This window comes from Shewanella rhizosphaerae, from assembly GCF_019457655.1.
GTDB lineage: Bacteria > Pseudomonadota > Gammaproteobacteria > Enterobacterales > Shewanellaceae > Shewanella > Shewanella loihica.
In genome coordinates this window covers 471,794-486,697 of the sequence record NZ_CP080420.1, presented here as the reverse complement: position 1 = coordinate 486,697, position 14,904 = coordinate 471,794, and the positions used below count along the sequence as shown (strand labels likewise).

The 14,904-nt window shown below is 55.2% G+C and carries 18 protein-coding genes; 13 read left to right on the top strand and 5 right to left on the bottom strand.

Features of this window, described 5'->3' with window-relative positions; genetic code table 11:
- The first annotated feature begins 118 nt into the window (after positions 1-118).
- Complete coding sequence (locus K0I63_RS02250) at positions 119-1,009, top strand: aldo/keto reductase (RefSeq protein WP_220082386.1); 891 nt, start codon at positions 119-121, stop codon at positions 1,007-1,009.
- A gap of 133 nt (positions 1,010-1,142) precedes the next feature.
- On the opposite strand, the gene K0I63_RS02245 is transcribed toward K0I63_RS02250, so the two are convergent.
- Positions 1,143-1,982 carry a MaoC/PaaZ C-terminal domain-containing protein gene (locus tag K0I63_RS02245; protein ID WP_220073900.1) on the bottom strand — a complete coding sequence of 280 codons (840 nt, stop codon included), beginning with the start codon at positions 1,980-1,982 and terminating at the stop codon, positions 1,143-1,145.
- A gap of 202 nt (positions 1,983-2,184) precedes the next feature.
- On the opposite strand from K0I63_RS02245, the gene K0I63_RS02240 reads away from it, so the two are divergent.
- Positions 2,185-2,967 (top strand): methyltransferase, encoded by a 783-nt coding sequence (locus K0I63_RS02240; RefSeq protein ID WP_220082385.1) that lies wholly within the window; start codon positions 2,185-2,187, stop codon positions 2,965-2,967.
- 8 nt (positions 2,968-2,975) lie between these two features.
- Here the strand turns inward: K0I63_RS02240 and K0I63_RS02235 are convergent, their stop codons facing one another.
- Both K0I63_RS02235 and K0I63_RS02230 read right to left on the bottom strand, forming a co-directional pair.
- Complete coding sequence (locus tag K0I63_RS02235) at positions 2,976-3,608, bottom strand: chemoreceptor glutamine deamidase CheD (RefSeq protein ID WP_220083359.1); 633 nt, start codon at positions 3,606-3,608, stop codon at positions 2,976-2,978.
- 108 nt (positions 3,609-3,716) lie between these two features.
- A complete protein-coding gene (locus tag K0I63_RS02230; RefSeq protein WP_220082384.1) occupies positions 3,717-4,601 on the bottom strand; it encodes a TraB/GumN family protein in 885 nt (294 codons plus the stop codon).
- A 48-nt stretch (positions 4,602-4,649) separates the two neighbouring features.
- On the opposite strand from K0I63_RS02230, the gene K0I63_RS02225 reads away from it, so the two are divergent.
- Positions 4,650-4,961: a prephenate dehydrogenase gene (locus K0I63_RS02225; RefSeq protein ID WP_144199949.1), complete on the top strand. Its 312-nt coding sequence runs from the start codon at positions 4,650-4,652 to the stop codon at positions 4,959-4,961.
- A gap of 115 nt (positions 4,962-5,076) precedes the next feature.
- Entirely contained in the window at positions 5,077-6,849 is a 1,773-nt protein-coding gene (locus tag K0I63_RS02220; RefSeq protein WP_220082383.1) for a bifunctional diguanylate cyclase/phosphodiesterase, read from the top strand.
- A gap of 14 nt (positions 6,850-6,863) precedes the next feature.
- Here K0I63_RS02220 and K0I63_RS02215 read toward each other — a convergent pair whose 3' ends face one another.
- Positions 6,864-7,385, bottom strand: coding sequence for a DUF3016 domain-containing protein (locus K0I63_RS02215; RefSeq protein ID WP_220082382.1), 522 nt, complete (start codon positions 7,383-7,385; stop codon positions 6,864-6,866).
- Positions 7,386-7,632: 247 nt separating this feature from the next.
- Here K0I63_RS02215 and K0I63_RS02210 point away from each other — a divergent pair, with 247 nt between their 5' ends.
- Both K0I63_RS02210 and K0I63_RS02205 read left to right on the top strand, forming a co-directional pair.
- Positions 7,633-7,944, top strand: a complete 312-nt coding sequence (locus K0I63_RS02210) for a hypothetical protein (protein WP_220072932.1) — start codon at positions 7,633-7,635, stop codon at positions 7,942-7,944.
- A gap of 182 nt (positions 7,945-8,126) precedes the next feature.
- Complete coding sequence (locus tag K0I63_RS02205) at positions 8,127-8,426, top strand: hypothetical protein (RefSeq protein ID WP_220082381.1); 300 nt, start codon at positions 8,127-8,129, stop codon at positions 8,424-8,426.
- Positions 8,427-8,447: 21 nt separating this feature from the next.
- Here K0I63_RS02205 and K0I63_RS02200 read toward each other — a convergent pair whose 3' ends face one another.
- Positions 8,448-8,957: a DUF4240 domain-containing protein gene (locus K0I63_RS02200; protein ID WP_220082380.1), complete on the bottom strand. Its 510-nt coding sequence runs from the start codon at positions 8,955-8,957 to the stop codon at positions 8,448-8,450.
- 265 nt (positions 8,958-9,222) lie between these two features.
- Between K0I63_RS02200 and K0I63_RS02195 the strand changes: the two genes are divergently transcribed.
- The 7 genes from K0I63_RS02195 to K0I63_RS02165 all read left to right on the top strand — a co-directional run bounded on the left by K0I63_RS02195 (position 9,223) and on the right by K0I63_RS02165 (position 14,887).
- Positions 9,223-9,633, top strand: a complete 411-nt coding sequence (locus tag K0I63_RS02195; RefSeq protein ID WP_011864237.1) for a hypothetical protein — start codon at positions 9,223-9,225, stop codon at positions 9,631-9,633.
- Between the two features lie 254 nt (positions 9,634-9,887).
- Positions 9,888-10,160: an HU family DNA-binding protein gene (locus K0I63_RS02190; protein ID WP_011864236.1), complete on the top strand. Its 273-nt coding sequence runs from the start codon at positions 9,888-9,890 to the stop codon at positions 10,158-10,160.
- 239 nt (positions 10,161-10,399) lie between these two features.
- On the top strand, positions 10,400-11,092 hold the full coding sequence (locus K0I63_RS02185; RefSeq protein WP_220044063.1) for a TorF family putative porin: 693 nt from the start codon (positions 10,400-10,402) through the stop codon (positions 11,090-11,092).
- A 328-nt stretch (positions 11,093-11,420) separates the two neighbouring features.
- Positions 11,421-11,594: a hypothetical protein gene (locus K0I63_RS02180; protein ID WP_011864234.1), complete on the top strand. Its 174-nt coding sequence runs from the start codon at positions 11,421-11,423 to the stop codon at positions 11,592-11,594.
- Positions 11,595-11,824: 230 nt separating this feature from the next.
- The gene (locus K0I63_RS02175; RefSeq protein ID WP_220082379.1) at positions 11,825-12,778 is read left to right on the top strand and encodes an HlyD family secretion protein; all 954 of its coding nucleotides are present in this window, start codon (positions 11,825-11,827) and stop codon (positions 12,776-12,778) included.
- Positions 12,778-13,800 carry an ABC transporter ATP-binding protein gene (locus K0I63_RS02170; protein ID WP_220082378.1) on the top strand — a complete coding sequence of 341 codons (1,023 nt, stop codon included), beginning with the start codon at positions 12,778-12,780 and terminating at the stop codon, positions 13,798-13,800. The genes K0I63_RS02175 and K0I63_RS02170 overlap by 1 nt, the downstream gene beginning before the upstream one ends.
- Positions 13,787-14,887 carry an ABC transporter permease gene (locus K0I63_RS02165; protein ID WP_220079741.1) on the top strand — a complete coding sequence of 367 codons (1,101 nt, stop codon included), beginning with the start codon at positions 13,787-13,789 and terminating at the stop codon, positions 14,885-14,887. Before K0I63_RS02170 ends, K0I63_RS02165 begins: the two co-directional genes overlap by 14 nt.
- The last annotated feature ends 17 nt before the right edge of the window (positions 14,888-14,904 follow it).

The window sequence follows — 14,904 nt, the reverse complement described above, 5'->3', positions numbered from 1 at the left end:
GGAAATGGTGATCATTACAAACCTATTCATTGTCGGCGAAGGTATTAATTAAGGATTTATGAATCTAAATCAATAAAATGATTATTAATGGAAAAAATTAATCCAAACGGAGCAGCCCATGAGTCAGCAAAGCTTTACATTCTCCCCCTTTATCGCCGGCTTCTGGCGCCTGGATAGCTGGCAACAGACACCGCAGCAGACCCTGGCGTTGATCGAGCACTATCTCAGCCTGGGCGTGACCTGTATGGACCATGCGGACATCTATGGCGAGTACAGCTGCGAGGCGCTGTTTGGCCGCGCACTGGCCCTCAAGCCCGAGCTGAGACACCAGATGCAGATAGTCACCAAGTGCGGCATCAAGCCCGCCTTCGCCTCGACACCTGAGCGCTACGTCAACCACTATGACACAGGCTACCAACACATCCTCACCAGCGTCGATAACTCGCTTAAGGCGCTGCGGGTGGATGAGATAGATCTACTGCTGATCCACAGGCCAGATCCCCTGATGAATGCCGACGAGGTCGCCCAGGCCTTCGAACAGCTCTATCAGACCGGCAAGGTGCGCCACTTCGGCGTCTCCAACTTCACCCCGGCTCAGTTCGACCTGTTACAGTCCCGGCTGGATCGCCCCCTGGTGACCAATCAGCTGGAGATCTCGCCCCTGGCCATGCATACCCTGAGCGATGGCAGCCTGGATCAGGCGCAGCAGTATCGTTGCCCGCCCATGGCCTGGTCCTGCCTTGGCGGCGGTGAGATCTTCAGCAGCCAGAGAGAGCAGGCCAAGCGACTTCGCCAGACGTTAACCAAAATAGCCGCCGACCATGGCACGGACGATATCAGCCAGATCATCTACGCCTGGGTGATGGCCCTGCCGAGCCAGCCAAGGCCTATCATCGGCAGCGGCAATCCAGAGAGGATAAGCGCCGCCGTTGCCGCCGGCGAGATAAAGCTCGACAGACAGGAGTGGTTTAGCATCTGGCAGGCCTCCACCGGCCACAGTGTGCCTTAGGACGCTAAAATCTGCATCAGAAACGAAAAAGCCAGCAATCTGCTGGCTTTTCTCTATCTATCTCAAAACTGGGGCTGCGCTTTAGAAGTTAGCTTTTGAGTAATTAGCTTTTAAGGAGTTAGCTTCTAAGGATTTAGTCGTGAAACTTCACCTGCCCCGTCAGGTGCGGCCTGCGCCCCTTGACGTCACGCAGTTCGAACATCAACCCTTCTGCACTCTCGGTATCGAAGTCGAAACTCACCTGGGCCGGCATGAGTAGCGGCAGCTTGAAGGCCACCTCCACGGTACAGGGCTTGTCGCCGATTTCTGGCATCAGCTGAGCCACGCTTCGCGCCTTAGACCACATGCCGTGGGCCAACACGCGATCGAAACCGAAACGCTTAGACAGCACGGGATGCAGATGGATCAGGTTGTAGTCGCCAGATGCCTTGGCATAACGTCGGCCGAGATCTTCACTCAGCTCCCAGCTAACCGGATTCGACCAGCTCATTGGGCTCGCCTTTGGCGGACGCGCGCGCTTGCCGCTTTGCTCGATACGGTAGAGATAGGTCGACAGCGACTCCCACACCAGCTCGCCGCCAACGAAGGCGCGAGACACCAGCTCAAACTCCAACCCTGAGTCTGTCATCTGGCTGCTGGTCAGTTCGCACTCGAGATCATAGCGCTCATCGACACTCGTGGTGCGGTAACGGGTGATACTGTTCTTCAGGTGGATCATGCCCAGCAAGGGGAAGGTGATCGCATCTAAGGTAAAGATGCTGGCATGCAGGCGAAACACCATGACATAAAGATAGGTCAACGGCAGCTGCTGGCCATCGAACTCGAAGCCACACACCTTGGCATATTGGGCGACCTTATCGGCGCGCACGGCCACCTGTGGACAGGTCACCTTAACATGGGGCAGAGGCTGTTCGTCCCAGCCTGGCTTTCGGCCAAAAAAGATCTTGCGATAAAGCGATAACAGCGACGGCATCGCCTTAAGTTCAACACAAATTTCTTTATTCACGCTATCCAAACCCTTCACACTTTACTCAGCCTAAAAATTGCAAGCCCGCGAGTATACCCCAAAATCACGCTTTTTACCTAAACCTTAAGTCTGTTTAATGCGCGTCGCCCCCGCCTATGGCAAAATAGCCCTCCTAATTTCAGTCAGCTTTTCCCATAGGCGTCACTCAGTGCAAGACAAAAACTTCGATGCATTAGCCGGTAAATTTGCCAAAAACATCTACGGCACGCCTAAGGGCGAAGTCCGCGCCGCCGTGCTGTGGCGGGATATCTCCCAGGCCATGACACAACTGCCCGAGGGGCCACTGCGTATTCTGGACGCCGGCGGCGGCTTCGGCTTCTTTAGCCAGAAGCTGGCCAAGCTTGGCCATAGCGTCACCCTGTGCGATATCTCCAGCGAGATGCTGGCCCTGGGTCAGGCGCAGATTACAGAGTATGAAAATGATAGCGGTGAGAAGCTGGACATCACACTGCTGCACGCACCGATACAATCCCTGACCCGGGAAGAGCTTGGCCAGTTCGACCTCATCCTCTGCCATGCGGTGGCCGAGTGGCTCAGCGATGCCAAGCAGACCCTGGCCGGTCTGACCCAGCTGTTAAAACCCCAGGGGCTGTTTTCCCTCATGTTCTACAACAAGGAGGCGATGCGCTTTCACAGCCTGATCTCGGGTAACTTCGACTATGTGGCGGCAGATTTTAAGGTGAAGAAGAAGGTCGGCCTGACCCCAAGCTATCCCCTCTATATCGACGATGTGCGAGCTTGGGTGACAGATTGGCAGATGGAGCTGGTGACGGCCTCTGGCGTGCGGGTGATCCACGACTATCTCAAGACCCACCAGCCCCCTAATTCAGATTTCAGCCAGCTGCTGGAGATGGAGCTGCAATACTCAACCCACCCCGCCTACATAGGCCTGGGGCGCTACGTTCACTTCATCACCCGTTGGCAAAATTAGCTAGCTCACTAATCGAACAGCTCCACCTGGCTCTCCCCCTGAGCGGTGACAATCTGTTTCAGGTAGCGCTGCTCTTCACTCATCATCTTGGCGATCCGCTCAGGTGACAGGCGCATCAGCTTGACCTTGCCGCTGTTGGGATGAAACAGCACCTTACGCGGCCAGGGCCCGCCGAGATCTTCGCTCACTATCTCTATCCCCTCTGTCTTGAGGTAGTTCTTCACAAAGCTGATATTGGATTCGCCGACGTTCAGCACACTGGTGGCCGTCATCTGCGCGCCGCCGAAGACCTTGGCCTTGAGGCGATTACGCATGCCCCCCAGACTCAAAATGCTGTTAATCAGCTGCTCCATGGCCCAGTTGCCATAGCGGCACGTATAGCTTGTCAACTGATGCCAGTCTTCATGGAGTTGCCGCTCGGGCAGCAGGAAATGGTTGAGGCCACCTATGCCCAGCAAGGGGTCCCAGATGCAGGCGGCGACGCAAGAACCCAGGCGGGTGAAGATCAGCTCATCGTGGGCGGTAACATAGAAGTTGCCGGGATCGACCCGGGCCACCACGGCGTCGTGGCGGCAATCCCATTGGCGGGGAATCGCCTCAAATTCCGGTCGAACGGGGAAAAGGGTCGCCTCTGCCTGCATCTTGCCTCCCTGCATCGATGGACTTGGCGTCCATCGAGATCTCTCCAAGGTTTATCCTGCCTAACAGTATAGCCAAACGGGAGAAACCGGTGCAGAGCTTAAGAAAGGTTAGTTACAGGCCGTCTGCCAACAGTTTTGCACCTTGGCTCCTTCTACATCTGCAAACTTGGCGGGTATGCCCTTATCCCCCACCACGTGACCGGCGCCAACCACCACAAACAGTGGCGATGGGCCATCTTGTTGCATCATCAAGGATCTGATCTTGGCCGTCATCTGCTCGTTACGCTGCCACAGCATCTTGTCGATAAGCTCCTTATCGCCATCGTGCAGCATCTGCCCCTGCATCAAGGCATCGAGCCCCGCCTCATCGCCACTGCGCCAGGCCTTGATCAGCTGCACCATCTCCTCGTCCGGCGCATCTATCGCCTCGAGCACCATATCCCACTGCATCTGCGGGCTGAAAGAGGCCATCAGCTTAAACTGATACTCTGTGCTCTCAAGCTCGACCACAGGGCGCGAACCGTTCTTACTCAGCAACATCTGATCCACGCCCCACTGAGCCTGATAACCCAAAGCGGCGAAACGCATCACGCTAAACTGCATCGCTTGCATCCAGGGAGCATAGGGCTGCATAGGGGTGCAGATCTCACTGCGGGTACGGCAGTATTCTTCAAGGCGCGTCAGGGTCTTGGCATCGGCGGCCACCTGTGCCAAACCATACTTACGGATCAGCCCCATGATATCCGCCTTATTAGTATCGGCCTCTACCGCCAGGGCGCCCGCCTTGGCAAAGGCCGCTTCGATCTGCTCCGCCATGGGGTAAAAATCGGCCTGGCCGATATGAATCGATCCCAATAGATAGGTCTGTTTGCCTTGATAAGTGATCTTATAGAAGGGCGGCTTGTCATCACCTGCGGCCATCGCGCTGAGTGACATGATCCCTGTCAGTAGTAAAATCCCTATGGTTAATAAACGCGGTCGACTTGTTGCCATCTGGCTTGCCCCTTATAATTCGGCTAAATTTTTCAACACGAGGCTGTTATGCCACATAGTCACCTAATAGAGCAACTGAAAGAGAACCTACAGTTGGCCTATCGTCAGGCCATCGACGCCGATGCCAAACTGGATGAGTTAAAGAAGGCCGGCCACGGTAAATTCACCACCATCTTCACCCAAGATGAAGGCTTTACTTCGCGCAGCAACCGCTTCGGCCCCTATGTACAGGAGCTGGCCGACGAGATGACCAAGCTGCCAAGCCAAGGCGATGGTCTGGCTCCGGCGCTGGAGAGTTTCGTACGAAAGCTAGGGGTACTGTTACAGACCCTGCAGGCATTTAAGAGCCAGGCCAAGTAACTTCAGGCTAAGAAACTAAGCAACTGAATGAGCGGGTAGGCTCATACTTTAGTGTCATATTGCTGTCATGGCCTGGCCATAGAATCGCCCTACTTTTCGTACGAGGCGGACCTAGATGACAGCAATCGACCTGAGCAGTGAACTGGATAAGATCATCGAGAATGAGAAAATCCATGTGCTGTTTCAGCCCATCTTCAACATCAACAGCCAGCGGCTACATGGCTTCGAGGCCCTGAGCCGAGGGCCCGAGCATAGCGCCCTCTTCTCTCCCGTGCCCCTGTTTCAGACCGCGGCCCACGAGGGACGCCTGTCCGAGCTTGAAGAGATCTGCCGTCGTCATTCCATCAGACAGTTCGACGCCCGCGAGTTACCGGGCAAGCTGTTTATCAACATCTCCCCCAAGGCCCTGCTGGAACCCAGCCATGCCAAGGGACTTACCCTCAGCCTGGTGCAAGAGCTGGGACTGTCGCCGGATCAGATAGTAATAGAGCTGTCGGAGCAATATCCCGCCGACGATATCGATCTCCTGAAGGAATGTCTCAACCACTACCGCAGCCAGGGGTTTCTGACCGCCATCGACGACCTCGGCACCGGCTATTCAGGGTTAAGGCTCTGGTCCGAACTGGCGCCAGACTATGTCAAGATAGACCGCCACTTCATCCACCAAATCGACCAATCGCCGGTGAAGCAGGAGTTTGTCCGCTCCATCATAGATCTCTGCCAGAGCCTGAGCTGTAAGGTGATCGCCGAAGGGATAGAGACACCTGCGGAGCTGGCGCTACTGACTCAGCTAGGCATAGTCTATTGTCAGGGCTACCTATTGGGCCGCCCCCAAACACAACCGACACAAATACTGACCGAACTGGCGCCCCAGGAGACCAAGCAGCGACAGACCCGTTACGCCGAATCGGCCGAAAGCCTGTCGACCCGCACAATATGTGTGACGCCCGAGACCAAGCTCAAAGCCCTGAGCGCCCGCTTCGTGCGCTCGCCGCACCTGCAGGTGGTCGCCATCGTCGATGCCGAGCAGAAACCCCTTGGCGTCGTCGACAGGGCACAGTTGATGGAGCTATTCAGTACTCCCTATGGCCGCGCCCTGCACGAGAACAGCCCGGTTTTAGAGGTGATGAACGACAAGGTGCTGAAAGTGCCGGCCTGCATGCCAATCTCCGAGGTGAGTCAGTGCCTGACCGCAGAACATGGCACGGTTGCACAACACTTCATGGTGATGCGCGAGCAACAACTGTTAGGAATAGGCCATACCAAAGATCTGCTGCAACAGATCACCGAGCAGCGTATCAAGATGGCTCGTCACGCCAACCCCTTGAGCGGTCTTCCCGGCAACATCCCCATACAGGAGGAGCTACAGCGTCTGCGTCAACAGGGCCGCGCCTTCTATCTGGCCTACTTCGACCTGTGCCACTTCAAGCCCTACAACGATATCTATGGCTTCTGCCGTGGCGATGAGGTGATCCAATCTTTGGCGCTACGCCTGCAGCAGCAACTGGGTAGCGAGCATTTTGTCGGCCATGTGGGCGGCGATGATTTTGTGGTGATAGGCACAAGCCAGGCGATCGTCGATGAGTGTCGCCGCCTACTGCTCGACTTTAACCAGGACAGAGAAGCCTTCTACAGCCCAGACGACTGGCTGGCCCAGTGCGTGATGGCCGAAGACAGACAGGGACAGAGGGTGGCACACCCCTTGATCAGTTTGTGTGTCGGCCTGCTGCCCCCCGAGGTGACTCGCTTTTGCGACGAGCAGGGGCTGTCGGCCTATAGCGCGGCGGCAAAAAAACAGGCCAAAGCCGCATTGAATGGCTTTAGCCTGTTTACGCCCGCGCCCAATGACGCGGCAATTGCCATGTATCGGCCGCTCAAGTTCGCCTAAGAGGCCCAGCAGCCTTAGAGTTTGGGCTGCACCGTCTTCTTCAGCCAATCGCTCAGCATCTTAGACTCGTGTCTCAGGGGCTTGTCGTTCATCACGCCAGTGGTATGCATGAAGCTCATGTCTCTGAGCTTCTCGTCACCGGCGATCACCACATTATCACCGTCGAGCACCTGGTAACTAAAGGTCATGCGCGGCGGGTAGATATCTTCGATCAGACGAATATCGTTAGGGGTCGCGCCAAAGGTGGGGCGCACATCACCGGCCAGATCCACATCTGTCACCACCAACTCCAGCTTCTGATTAGGCTTAAGCGTCTTCTCGGCGGCCTTGTTGAGGTTCTTGGTCAGGGTGTCGAACACACGCAACTCATAACGAGACTGAATGTCGCCCACCGCCTTCACGTCACGATAGTTATCCGTATCTTGCCAGGTGATCTTAACCACCCCGGCCTCTGTGACTGGATTCTCTTTGGCTTCTTCGGCGGCAAGGTTGAGTGACACCAGTGCTCCCACCAAGAGTAGAGATTGAAACTTCATATTATGCCTCCTTAATCGCCCAAGCTTGGGACACCTACTGAGTCTAGCGACTGCATTGAGTGTACAAAAGCTAACCTGAATATAGGCTTAATGCAAAATCCTGGCGAATCTTTTCGCCATCATTTACCTATTGGACAAGCGCAATTAACCCTTTTCTCCCCAGCCCACTGTTTTTGGCAGCCTTTGTATCAATTTGCTTCGAGCCTGGGGTAGACTCACTGGGCAAGTGAGGCTACTAAGGTAAATCATGCAAAATCGATCATCTCTGCTGTTCGTCGTCATCCTCTTTTCGCTGCTGGCCGGCGCCCTCTATTGGATCACCTTAGAGGAGGAGACCCAGCAGGCCCCAGAAACCTGGTCGGCCTTCGTCTATGCCCATGGCTACAACTCGGGGCGCTACAAGAAAACCGACGACTTCGAGGATTACCAAAGCTGTAAGGCCTTCGCCACCGAGCAGGCCAAGGAGCTTGGCGATGTCTTATGGGAGTGTGGCCTCAGGTGTCGCTTCGATAACAGCCGTCAGGGCTTTCAGTGCGAGACCATGCAAAATCAGGAGTGAGTCAGCCGCCTTTCATCGCTCAGCGAGCCAATTTGATTTGTTCGTTTTTTATTCAGCTTCTGTTCAAGCTATTGCCATTAACATAGGTATCAATGAAACGGCAGCAGCACCCGGGCCGCAGCAAACACAGCCCCAGATGCCGACAACAGATTGAATTTAAGACACCGACAGGAGCTATGACAATGAGCAAGCTAACCCATACAAGATTCTCAGGTAGATTCGCCCTATTGGCCTCGCTAATCCTTGGTTTCGCCTTTATCTCAGGCGCCAACGCCAATGAGCTTAGCGACAGCGAACGCGCCGCGGTAGAACAACACTTCCAGATTCTGGACCAGCAGCAAGAAGCTAGCGATAACCAGACGCTCGACGGTTTCCAGGCCGATCTCGACAGTCAGCTGGAACAGGCCGAAGAGGAGTTTATGGAAGGCGCCTGCGCCGAGCATGAACTAACCTTCGATAGCGATAGCCAGGTCTGCTACTAGAACAGGCTTAGTAAGGACTCGCTAGAAAGGAAATAGCTGAAACAGCTGAGGGTAAGTCGCCTTCAGCTGTTTTTTCTTGGGCGAAAACTTCTTGCCCTGAGGCGTCGCCTGCCCAGAAGGCACAAAGGGCAGCTCCTCGCCGGTGCGATCTTCATAGATCTGCCCCGCGATCAGATCGTAATCCTCCACGAAGGGATAGGCATAGCCATCCTTTTCCGGCCAGGCGGGCAGTTCAGCCAAGGCATCCGGGTTAAGCAGTATTTGCTCGAACCACTCCTGCCCCAGGGAGATCAGAAAGGCGCGAAATTCGGCAAAGCCATATTCGCTGTCACACCCGGTCACTATGTAGGCGGCGCCCCACAGCGACCAGAGGTAAGATCGGCGCATCTGCTGCGAGAAGAACTTATCGAAGGCCGCCAAGGCTTGGTTGTCGAGTTCGTTCAGCTTCGCCTTAAGCTCCGCCGCCAGGCTCTCCTGATCTTGCTCAGGCTTGCTGCGGGTGACTAACTGCCAAAATTCATTCTCGTTCATGCTCTTCTCATACCAAACGCGGTTCATGGTTAACGATAACCTTCATATATACTCCTGGCCTGCATATCATGACTCATTTTTATCAAGCGACAGGCCAAACAGAGGCCACATCTTACCCTAAGCCTGCCCAGCTGGCAGCATGACCTTTGCAATTTAGCCAAAGCAATAGACATTTAGGTAAAGCATTAGACATTTAAGCAAAGCGTTGGACTAAATCGCGCCATTTTTCTACACTGCGGGGCAAATCATTCACCCAAGAGCCAAGATGAACCGACCAAGTCCCAGCATACTGCTACTGATCGCCCTCTATATTGTTATCGCCATCCTCGCTGGTTGGCGCGCCCTGGACAGCCAGACCCTAGATCTCTTTACCCTGGGCGTGATCCCTGTGCTCATCGGCCTCATCGCCCGCACCAGCTGGGCAAGCCTGGTGCTGAAGATCTACATTGGCATACAGACCCTGGGCTTCACGGCGCTGGGCGCCACGGCGGTGATCGCCTATCAGATCACCCCGGAGGACGTTAAGGTAGTGGTGCGTGGTCAGGAGCTGCCCATCTGGGCCATCGCCCTAGTCGTCACCGCTCTACTGAGTTTCCAGTGGTATATGGCCTTCTCCAAGGGACTGAAACAGTATCTGCCGCAGGCGGCTCAAACCAGCGACCAGACCAAGGCCTAATCCCTCTATCGGGGAGGTTTACATCCCATCTCCTCCCCAGCTCTTATCTGACAGGCCTTCGTGCCAATTCAGTCAAATCCAAACCGCTTTCCTCTGTCACAGGGTTAAATTTTTACTGAATTTGACTGAAAGCACCCTTTGAGCGCATAAAACCGCTTTCATTATAGGGATGCTTGTGGCATGTTAAGTCCAGCAATTGCAAGTATCTAATGTAATTGGTATTACTAAATCTACGGAAAGAAGAGACTATCCAAATGAATAAAACTGAACTTGTTGCAAAAATAGCGGAAAGCGCTGAACTCACTAAAGCTGAAGCTGCTCGCGCCTTAAAGTCTTTCGAAGAAACGGTAGCGGAAGCGATGAAGAACGGCGAAAAAATCTCTATTGTAGGTTTTGGTTCTTTCGAGACCACTAGCCGTGCAGCACGTACAGGCCGCAACCCACAGACGGGCAAAGAAATTCAGATCCCAGCGGCTGTAGTACCTAAGTTTAAAGCCGGTAAGACGCTAAAAGACAGCGTAAACTAAATCGGTATTTAATCCGTCGAAAAAACCTCCTCCATGGAGGTTTTTTTATGCACCCTCCTAGTGCATCCTCTGCCTCATTTTTAACCAATTCGTTGCCTACTTCTGATGCAAATAAAATAAACACCTGAAAAATAACAGATAAATATTTGGCACGCTCTTCGCTATAGCTTGTACGCGGCCTGACAATACTCATAACAACAGGCAGGGCCGCTCCCATAGACCAATAAGAAGGAATGAGTATGAAACAAGCATTGCGAACCCTAAGCCTACTCGCGGGCACCTTGATGGTTGCCCTACCGGCCAGCGCTAGCGTCACGGGCAACATAGGCGCAACCTCCAACTACTTGTGGCGCGGCGCCACACAGACGGGAGATGCGCCCGCGGTTCAAGGCGGCATAGACTTCGAACACGACAGCGGTCTCTACCTCGGAACCTGGGCGTCTAATGTGGATTTCGGCGACGACACCAGCTATGAGATCGACTTCTACGGCGGCTATGCCGGCAGCATAGGGGAAGACTTTGGGTATGACATCAGCTATCTCTACTACGCCTACCCAGACAGCGATTCGAGCATAGACTTCGGTGAAGTCACCCTGGCCCTGAGCTGGAAGTGGTTCAGCATCGGCTATTCAAAGGTGGTCAATGCCGGCAGCGACGTGGCATCGGATCCTTTCGATGAGAAAGATCTCAGCTATATCAACGCAGGCGTCAGCTTCCCACTGTCGGAGACACTGTCTATCTCGGCCCACTATGGCTACTCCAGTGGTGATGTCGTCAACGCCTGGTTCGATACCGACAACTATGCCGACTACTCTTTGTCTCTGGATAAGGAAACCGACTTCGGCACCATCTCCTTCCTGGTCAGCGATACCGACCTCGAGGGTGACGATCCGAAAGTGGTCGTTGGCTACAGCTATAGTTTCGATTTGTGATCTAAATTTAAATGAGTTGCCACTAAATTAGCTGGCAACTCACTATTACTCTAAAAATATTTCAATTAAAAACAGTTGATTAAAAACACCCACCCCGTATATTCGCTCACATTTTGTCTAAATCAACGACAAATACAATAGTGTTAACTCGATCAAACAAAAATCGAAAATCCCCTGCTATTTTTCTCATTAGCGCTCGCTAATGTGCTCACGCCTTAGGACGCTAAACTAGCTAACGCTTTGACTCAGTTAACTTTATGTTAAAGCGGCTCAGTGCTAAGCGGCACCAAATGAGTGCACAAGCACTTTATTTGACGAGGATTTCACTATGGCTCAGTTACTCGATGTTATTCCGAACGATGCTGAAATCGAAGCGATCACAGCACCCAAAAACCCTAAGGCCGCCTGTGAGCTGCAACACAGACGCGAAGTCAAACGTCGCCTAGAAGAGTTACTCGAAGAGGCGGCACTTAAACGCGCCATGGGGGGAGATTTCTACTAACCCCAGACTCCTTTGCCTCCTTCGCGCGACCACTGCATGGGGCCAGGCTCCATGCAGGCGTTTGCTCTCGACGTTGAGTATAAGCCTTGAGTACATCAAGGATATAGCACTCAAACTCAGGGCTCAAAGATTCCCCTTCTACCCAGGTTAAATTGGTGTAAGATTAAATTCAGCACATAACTTATTGATAGTCATAATTCTTCCAAGCGGTTTGTCTACAAGAGGTCACCATGACGCTGAGTAAATCCTTACGCCTTCTCGCCCCGCTGCTCCTGCTGCTTAGCGGCTGTCAGGGCGCCGAACCTCCCCAGGCCTTGGGCACACTGGAACGCGACCGGGTACTCCTGCGCGCCACCACCTCAGAGATCATCACGGCACTGCCCAAACGCGAGGGCAGCCAGGTCACCGAAGGAGAGTTGCTGCTACAGTTCGACACCCGCAAACAAACCGCTCGTGTCGCCAACGCCCAGGCCCAGTGGCAGAAGGCCCAGGCCTATCTGCTCAGACTCACCAATGGTGAGCGCCCCGAGGATATCGCCAGTGCCCAGGCTAATCTGGAGCGCGCCACCGCCGCCATGGTGCAAGCGGAAAAGACCTATCGACGCATAGACAAGCTCAAGCGGCAAAATCTGGTGAGTCAGCAAGATCTGGATCAGGCCGTTGCCAGCCGGGATCAGACCATAGCCGAACACAGCGCCGCCAATGAGGCCCTGAGCAAGCTTATTGTCGGCGTGCGCCAGGAAGATATTCAGCAGGCCCAGGCCGCCCTGGATGCCGCCGCGGCCGAGCTGGATCTGGCGCGGCAACTGCTGGATGACCTCAGCATCACGGCGACCCGCAGCGGCCGCCTCGACAGCCTGCCTTTTAACCTGGGGGAGCGGGTGCCCGCCAACGCCGTGGTAGTGGCGATTCAGGCCGACAAGGCCGCCTATGCTAGGGTCTATATTCCCGCCCCCGCCATGGCCAAGCTCACCATAGGAATACAGCTCAAGGTGCATGTCGACGGTCAAGAGCAGCCCTTCAGCGGCACACTGCGCTGGCTCAGCAAGGAGCCGGCCTTCACCCCCTATTACGCCTTGAATCAGCAGGACAGGTCTCGCCTCGTCTATCTGGCGGAATTCGATCTCGACGACGCGGCCCAGCGCCTGCCCACGGGGATCCCCGCCCAGGTGGAGCTGCCCTGATGCAACCAAATGCGGATCTGGCCATAGATGCCCGCGGCGTCGATAAGCAATTTGGCGATCTCTTGGCGGTGGCCGAGCTGGATCTACAGGTGCAGAAGGGCCACATCTACGGCTTTCTCGGCCCCAATGGCTGCGGCAAGTCCACCACAATACGCATGCTCACAGGCCTTCTGACCCCGACCCGGGGCGAGATCTCCGTGCTCGGCATGGCCATCCCCCAGCAGGCCGAGGCCCTCAGGCGGCGCATCGGTTACATGACCCAGAAATTCTCCCTCTACGAAGACCTGAGCGTCAGGGAGAACCTGCAATTTATCGCCGACATCTATAGCCTGGGTGCCAGGGAGAGCAAACGCAAGATAGATGAACTGATCGATACCTATCATCTCGACGCCCAGCGCCAGCAGCTAGCGGGGACCCTCAGCGGCGGGCAGAAGCAGCGCCTGGGGCTGGCCTGCGCCTGCATCAATGAGCCCGAGCTGCTGTTTCTCGATGAGCCCACCTCGGCGGTGGATCCCCAGAACCGGCGCGACTTCTGGGAGCAGCTGTTCGACCTCTCCGAGCGCGGCACCAGCATACTGGTCACCACCCACTACATGGACGAGGCGCAGCGCTGCCACCAGCTGGCGATCATGGAAAGCGGCCACATTCGCGCCAAGGGTAATCCTCAGGCACTCCTCGAGGCGATGCCGCTGCATGTCATAGAGATCGCCGGCCACAGGCTGAGACAGCTTAAATCACACCTGAGCCAGTTCAGCGAGATCCCCTCCGCCGCCCAACTCGGCGACCGTCTGCGAGTCCTAGTCGATAAGCAGATAGCAGATCCCATCCCTTGGCTGCTGGAGAAGAGTCGCACTATGGCAGGGCAACCAACGCCTGAACCGCTGAGCGCAAATCAATTTAACGCTAGCCAACTAAAGCCAAGCCAATTAAGCCTGGTCTCGCCCAACCTGGAAGATCTCTTCGTCTCAGTCACCGGTAAGGGACTCAAGACCTCTCGGGAGGCTGAAGATGTTACTGGCTAGCCTGAGACGGATAAAATCGATCACCACCAAGGAGATCCGCCAGCTTAAGCGGGATCGCATCACCTTCGGTATGGTGGTGATGATCCCGCTGATCCAGCTGCTGCTTTTTGGCTACGCCATCAATACCGATGTGCGTAACGTGCCTGTGGTGGTGGTGGATCAGAGCCACTCCGCCGCCGGGCGCTGGATCGTCGAGGCCGTCAAGGTGACTCAGGTGGTTAGCATAGAGAAGCACTACGCCAGTGCCGAGGAAGCTGAGGCCGCCATCACCCGTGGCGAGGTACGCGCGGCGCTGATATTGCCCCCCAACCTTACCGAGAAACTGGCCAACGGCGAAACGCTGGGGCAATGGGTGGTCGACGGTTCAGATACTATGGTGGCCTCGGCCATCAGCCAACTGAGAAACATGCCGCTGGATCAGATCACGGGCCAAGACAGCCAGCGACTGCCCACCTTCGAGGTCGCCCTCTTCTACAACCCAGAGCAGCGCTCGGCGGTCAACATAGTGCCAGGGCTGATCGCGGTGATCCTCACCATGACAATGATACTCTTTACCTCGGCGGCCATAGTAAGAGAGCGCGAACGTGGCAACCTGGAGCTGCTGATCACCACCCCCATCAAGCCGTTAGAGTTGATGCTGGGTAAGATAGTCCCCTATATCCTGGTGGGGCTGGTGCAGATGACCATCATCCTCGGCCTTGGGCATCTTATCTTCGATGTGCCCATCAATGGCGCCATCGCCCAACTGCTGATGGGCACCCTGCTCTTTATCGCCGCCAGCCTTACCCTGGGGCTTATCATCTCCACCATCGCCAAGACCCAGCTGCAGGCGATGCAGATGACCATCTTCATCATACTGCCCACTATCTTGTTGTCGGGCTTCATGTTTCCCTTCGAGGCCATGCCCAAGCCCGCCCAGTGGATCGCCGAGCTGCTGCCCGCCACCCACTTCATGCGCATCATTCGCGCCATAGTGCTGCGGGGCGGCGCCCTGAGCGACATGCAGTTCGATGCCCTCTGGCTTATCGGCTTCACCCTGGTCGGTATCTTGGTCGCCTCGCTGCGCTTCAATAAGCGCCTCGATTGATTCCAGAACTGAGGTAC

What these genes read in the sequence shown, in the direction of transcription:
- K0I63_RS02210 (WP_220072932.1), top strand. Translation starts at nt 7,633, where the DNA reads ATGCAAAATCGATCATCTCTGCTGTTCGTCGTCATCCTCTTTTCGCTG.
- K0I63_RS02195 (WP_011864237.1), top strand. Translation starts at nt 9,223, where the DNA reads ATGAACCGACCAAGTCCCAGCATACTGCTACTGATCGCCCTCTATATT.
- K0I63_RS02180 (WP_011864234.1), top strand. Translation starts at nt 11,421, where the DNA reads ATGGCTCAGTTACTCGATGTTATTCCGAACGATGCTGAAATCGAAGCG.
- K0I63_RS02215 (WP_220082382.1), bottom strand. Translation starts at nt 7,385, where the DNA reads ATGAAGTTTCAATCTCTACTCTTGGTGGGAGCACTGGTGTCACTCAAC.
- K0I63_RS02170 (WP_220082378.1), top strand. Translation starts at nt 12,778, where the DNA reads ATGCAACCAAATGCGGATCTGGCCATAGATGCCCGCGGCGTCGATAAG.
- K0I63_RS02230 (WP_220082384.1), bottom strand. Translation starts at nt 4,601, where the DNA reads ATGGCAACAAGTCGACCGCGTTTATTAACCATAGGGATTTTACTACTG.
- K0I63_RS02245 (WP_220073900.1), bottom strand. Translation starts at nt 1,982, where the DNA reads ATGCCGTCGCTGTTATCGCTTTATCGCAAGATCTTTTTTGGCCGAAAG.
- K0I63_RS02250 (WP_220082386.1), top strand. Translation starts at nt 119, where the DNA reads ATGAGTCAGCAAAGCTTTACATTCTCCCCCTTTATCGCCGGCTTCTGG.
- K0I63_RS02190 (WP_011864236.1), top strand. Translation starts at nt 9,888, where the DNA reads ATGAATAAAACTGAACTTGTTGCAAAAATAGCGGAAAGCGCTGAACTC.
- K0I63_RS02175 (WP_220082379.1), top strand. Translation starts at nt 11,825, where the DNA reads ATGACGCTGAGTAAATCCTTACGCCTTCTCGCCCCGCTGCTCCTGCTG.
- K0I63_RS02235 (WP_220083359.1), bottom strand. Translation starts at nt 3,608, where the DNA reads ATGCAGGCAGAGGCGACCCTTTTCCCCGTTCGACCGGAATTTGAGGCG.
- K0I63_RS02200 (WP_220082380.1), bottom strand. Translation starts at nt 8,957, where the DNA reads ATGAACGAGAATGAATTTTGGCAGTTAGTCACCCGCAGCAAGCCTGAG.
- K0I63_RS02185 (WP_220044063.1), top strand. Translation starts at nt 10,400, where the DNA reads ATGAAACAAGCATTGCGAACCCTAAGCCTACTCGCGGGCACCTTGATG.
- K0I63_RS02225 (WP_144199949.1), top strand. Translation starts at nt 4,650, where the DNA reads ATGCCACATAGTCACCTAATAGAGCAACTGAAAGAGAACCTACAGTTG.
- K0I63_RS02205 (WP_220082381.1), top strand. Translation starts at nt 8,127, where the DNA reads ATGAGCAAGCTAACCCATACAAGATTCTCAGGTAGATTCGCCCTATTG.
- K0I63_RS02220 (WP_220082383.1), top strand. Translation starts at nt 5,077, where the DNA reads ATGACAGCAATCGACCTGAGCAGTGAACTGGATAAGATCATCGAGAAT.
- K0I63_RS02165 (WP_220079741.1), top strand. Translation starts at nt 13,787, where the DNA reads ATGTTACTGGCTAGCCTGAGACGGATAAAATCGATCACCACCAAGGAG.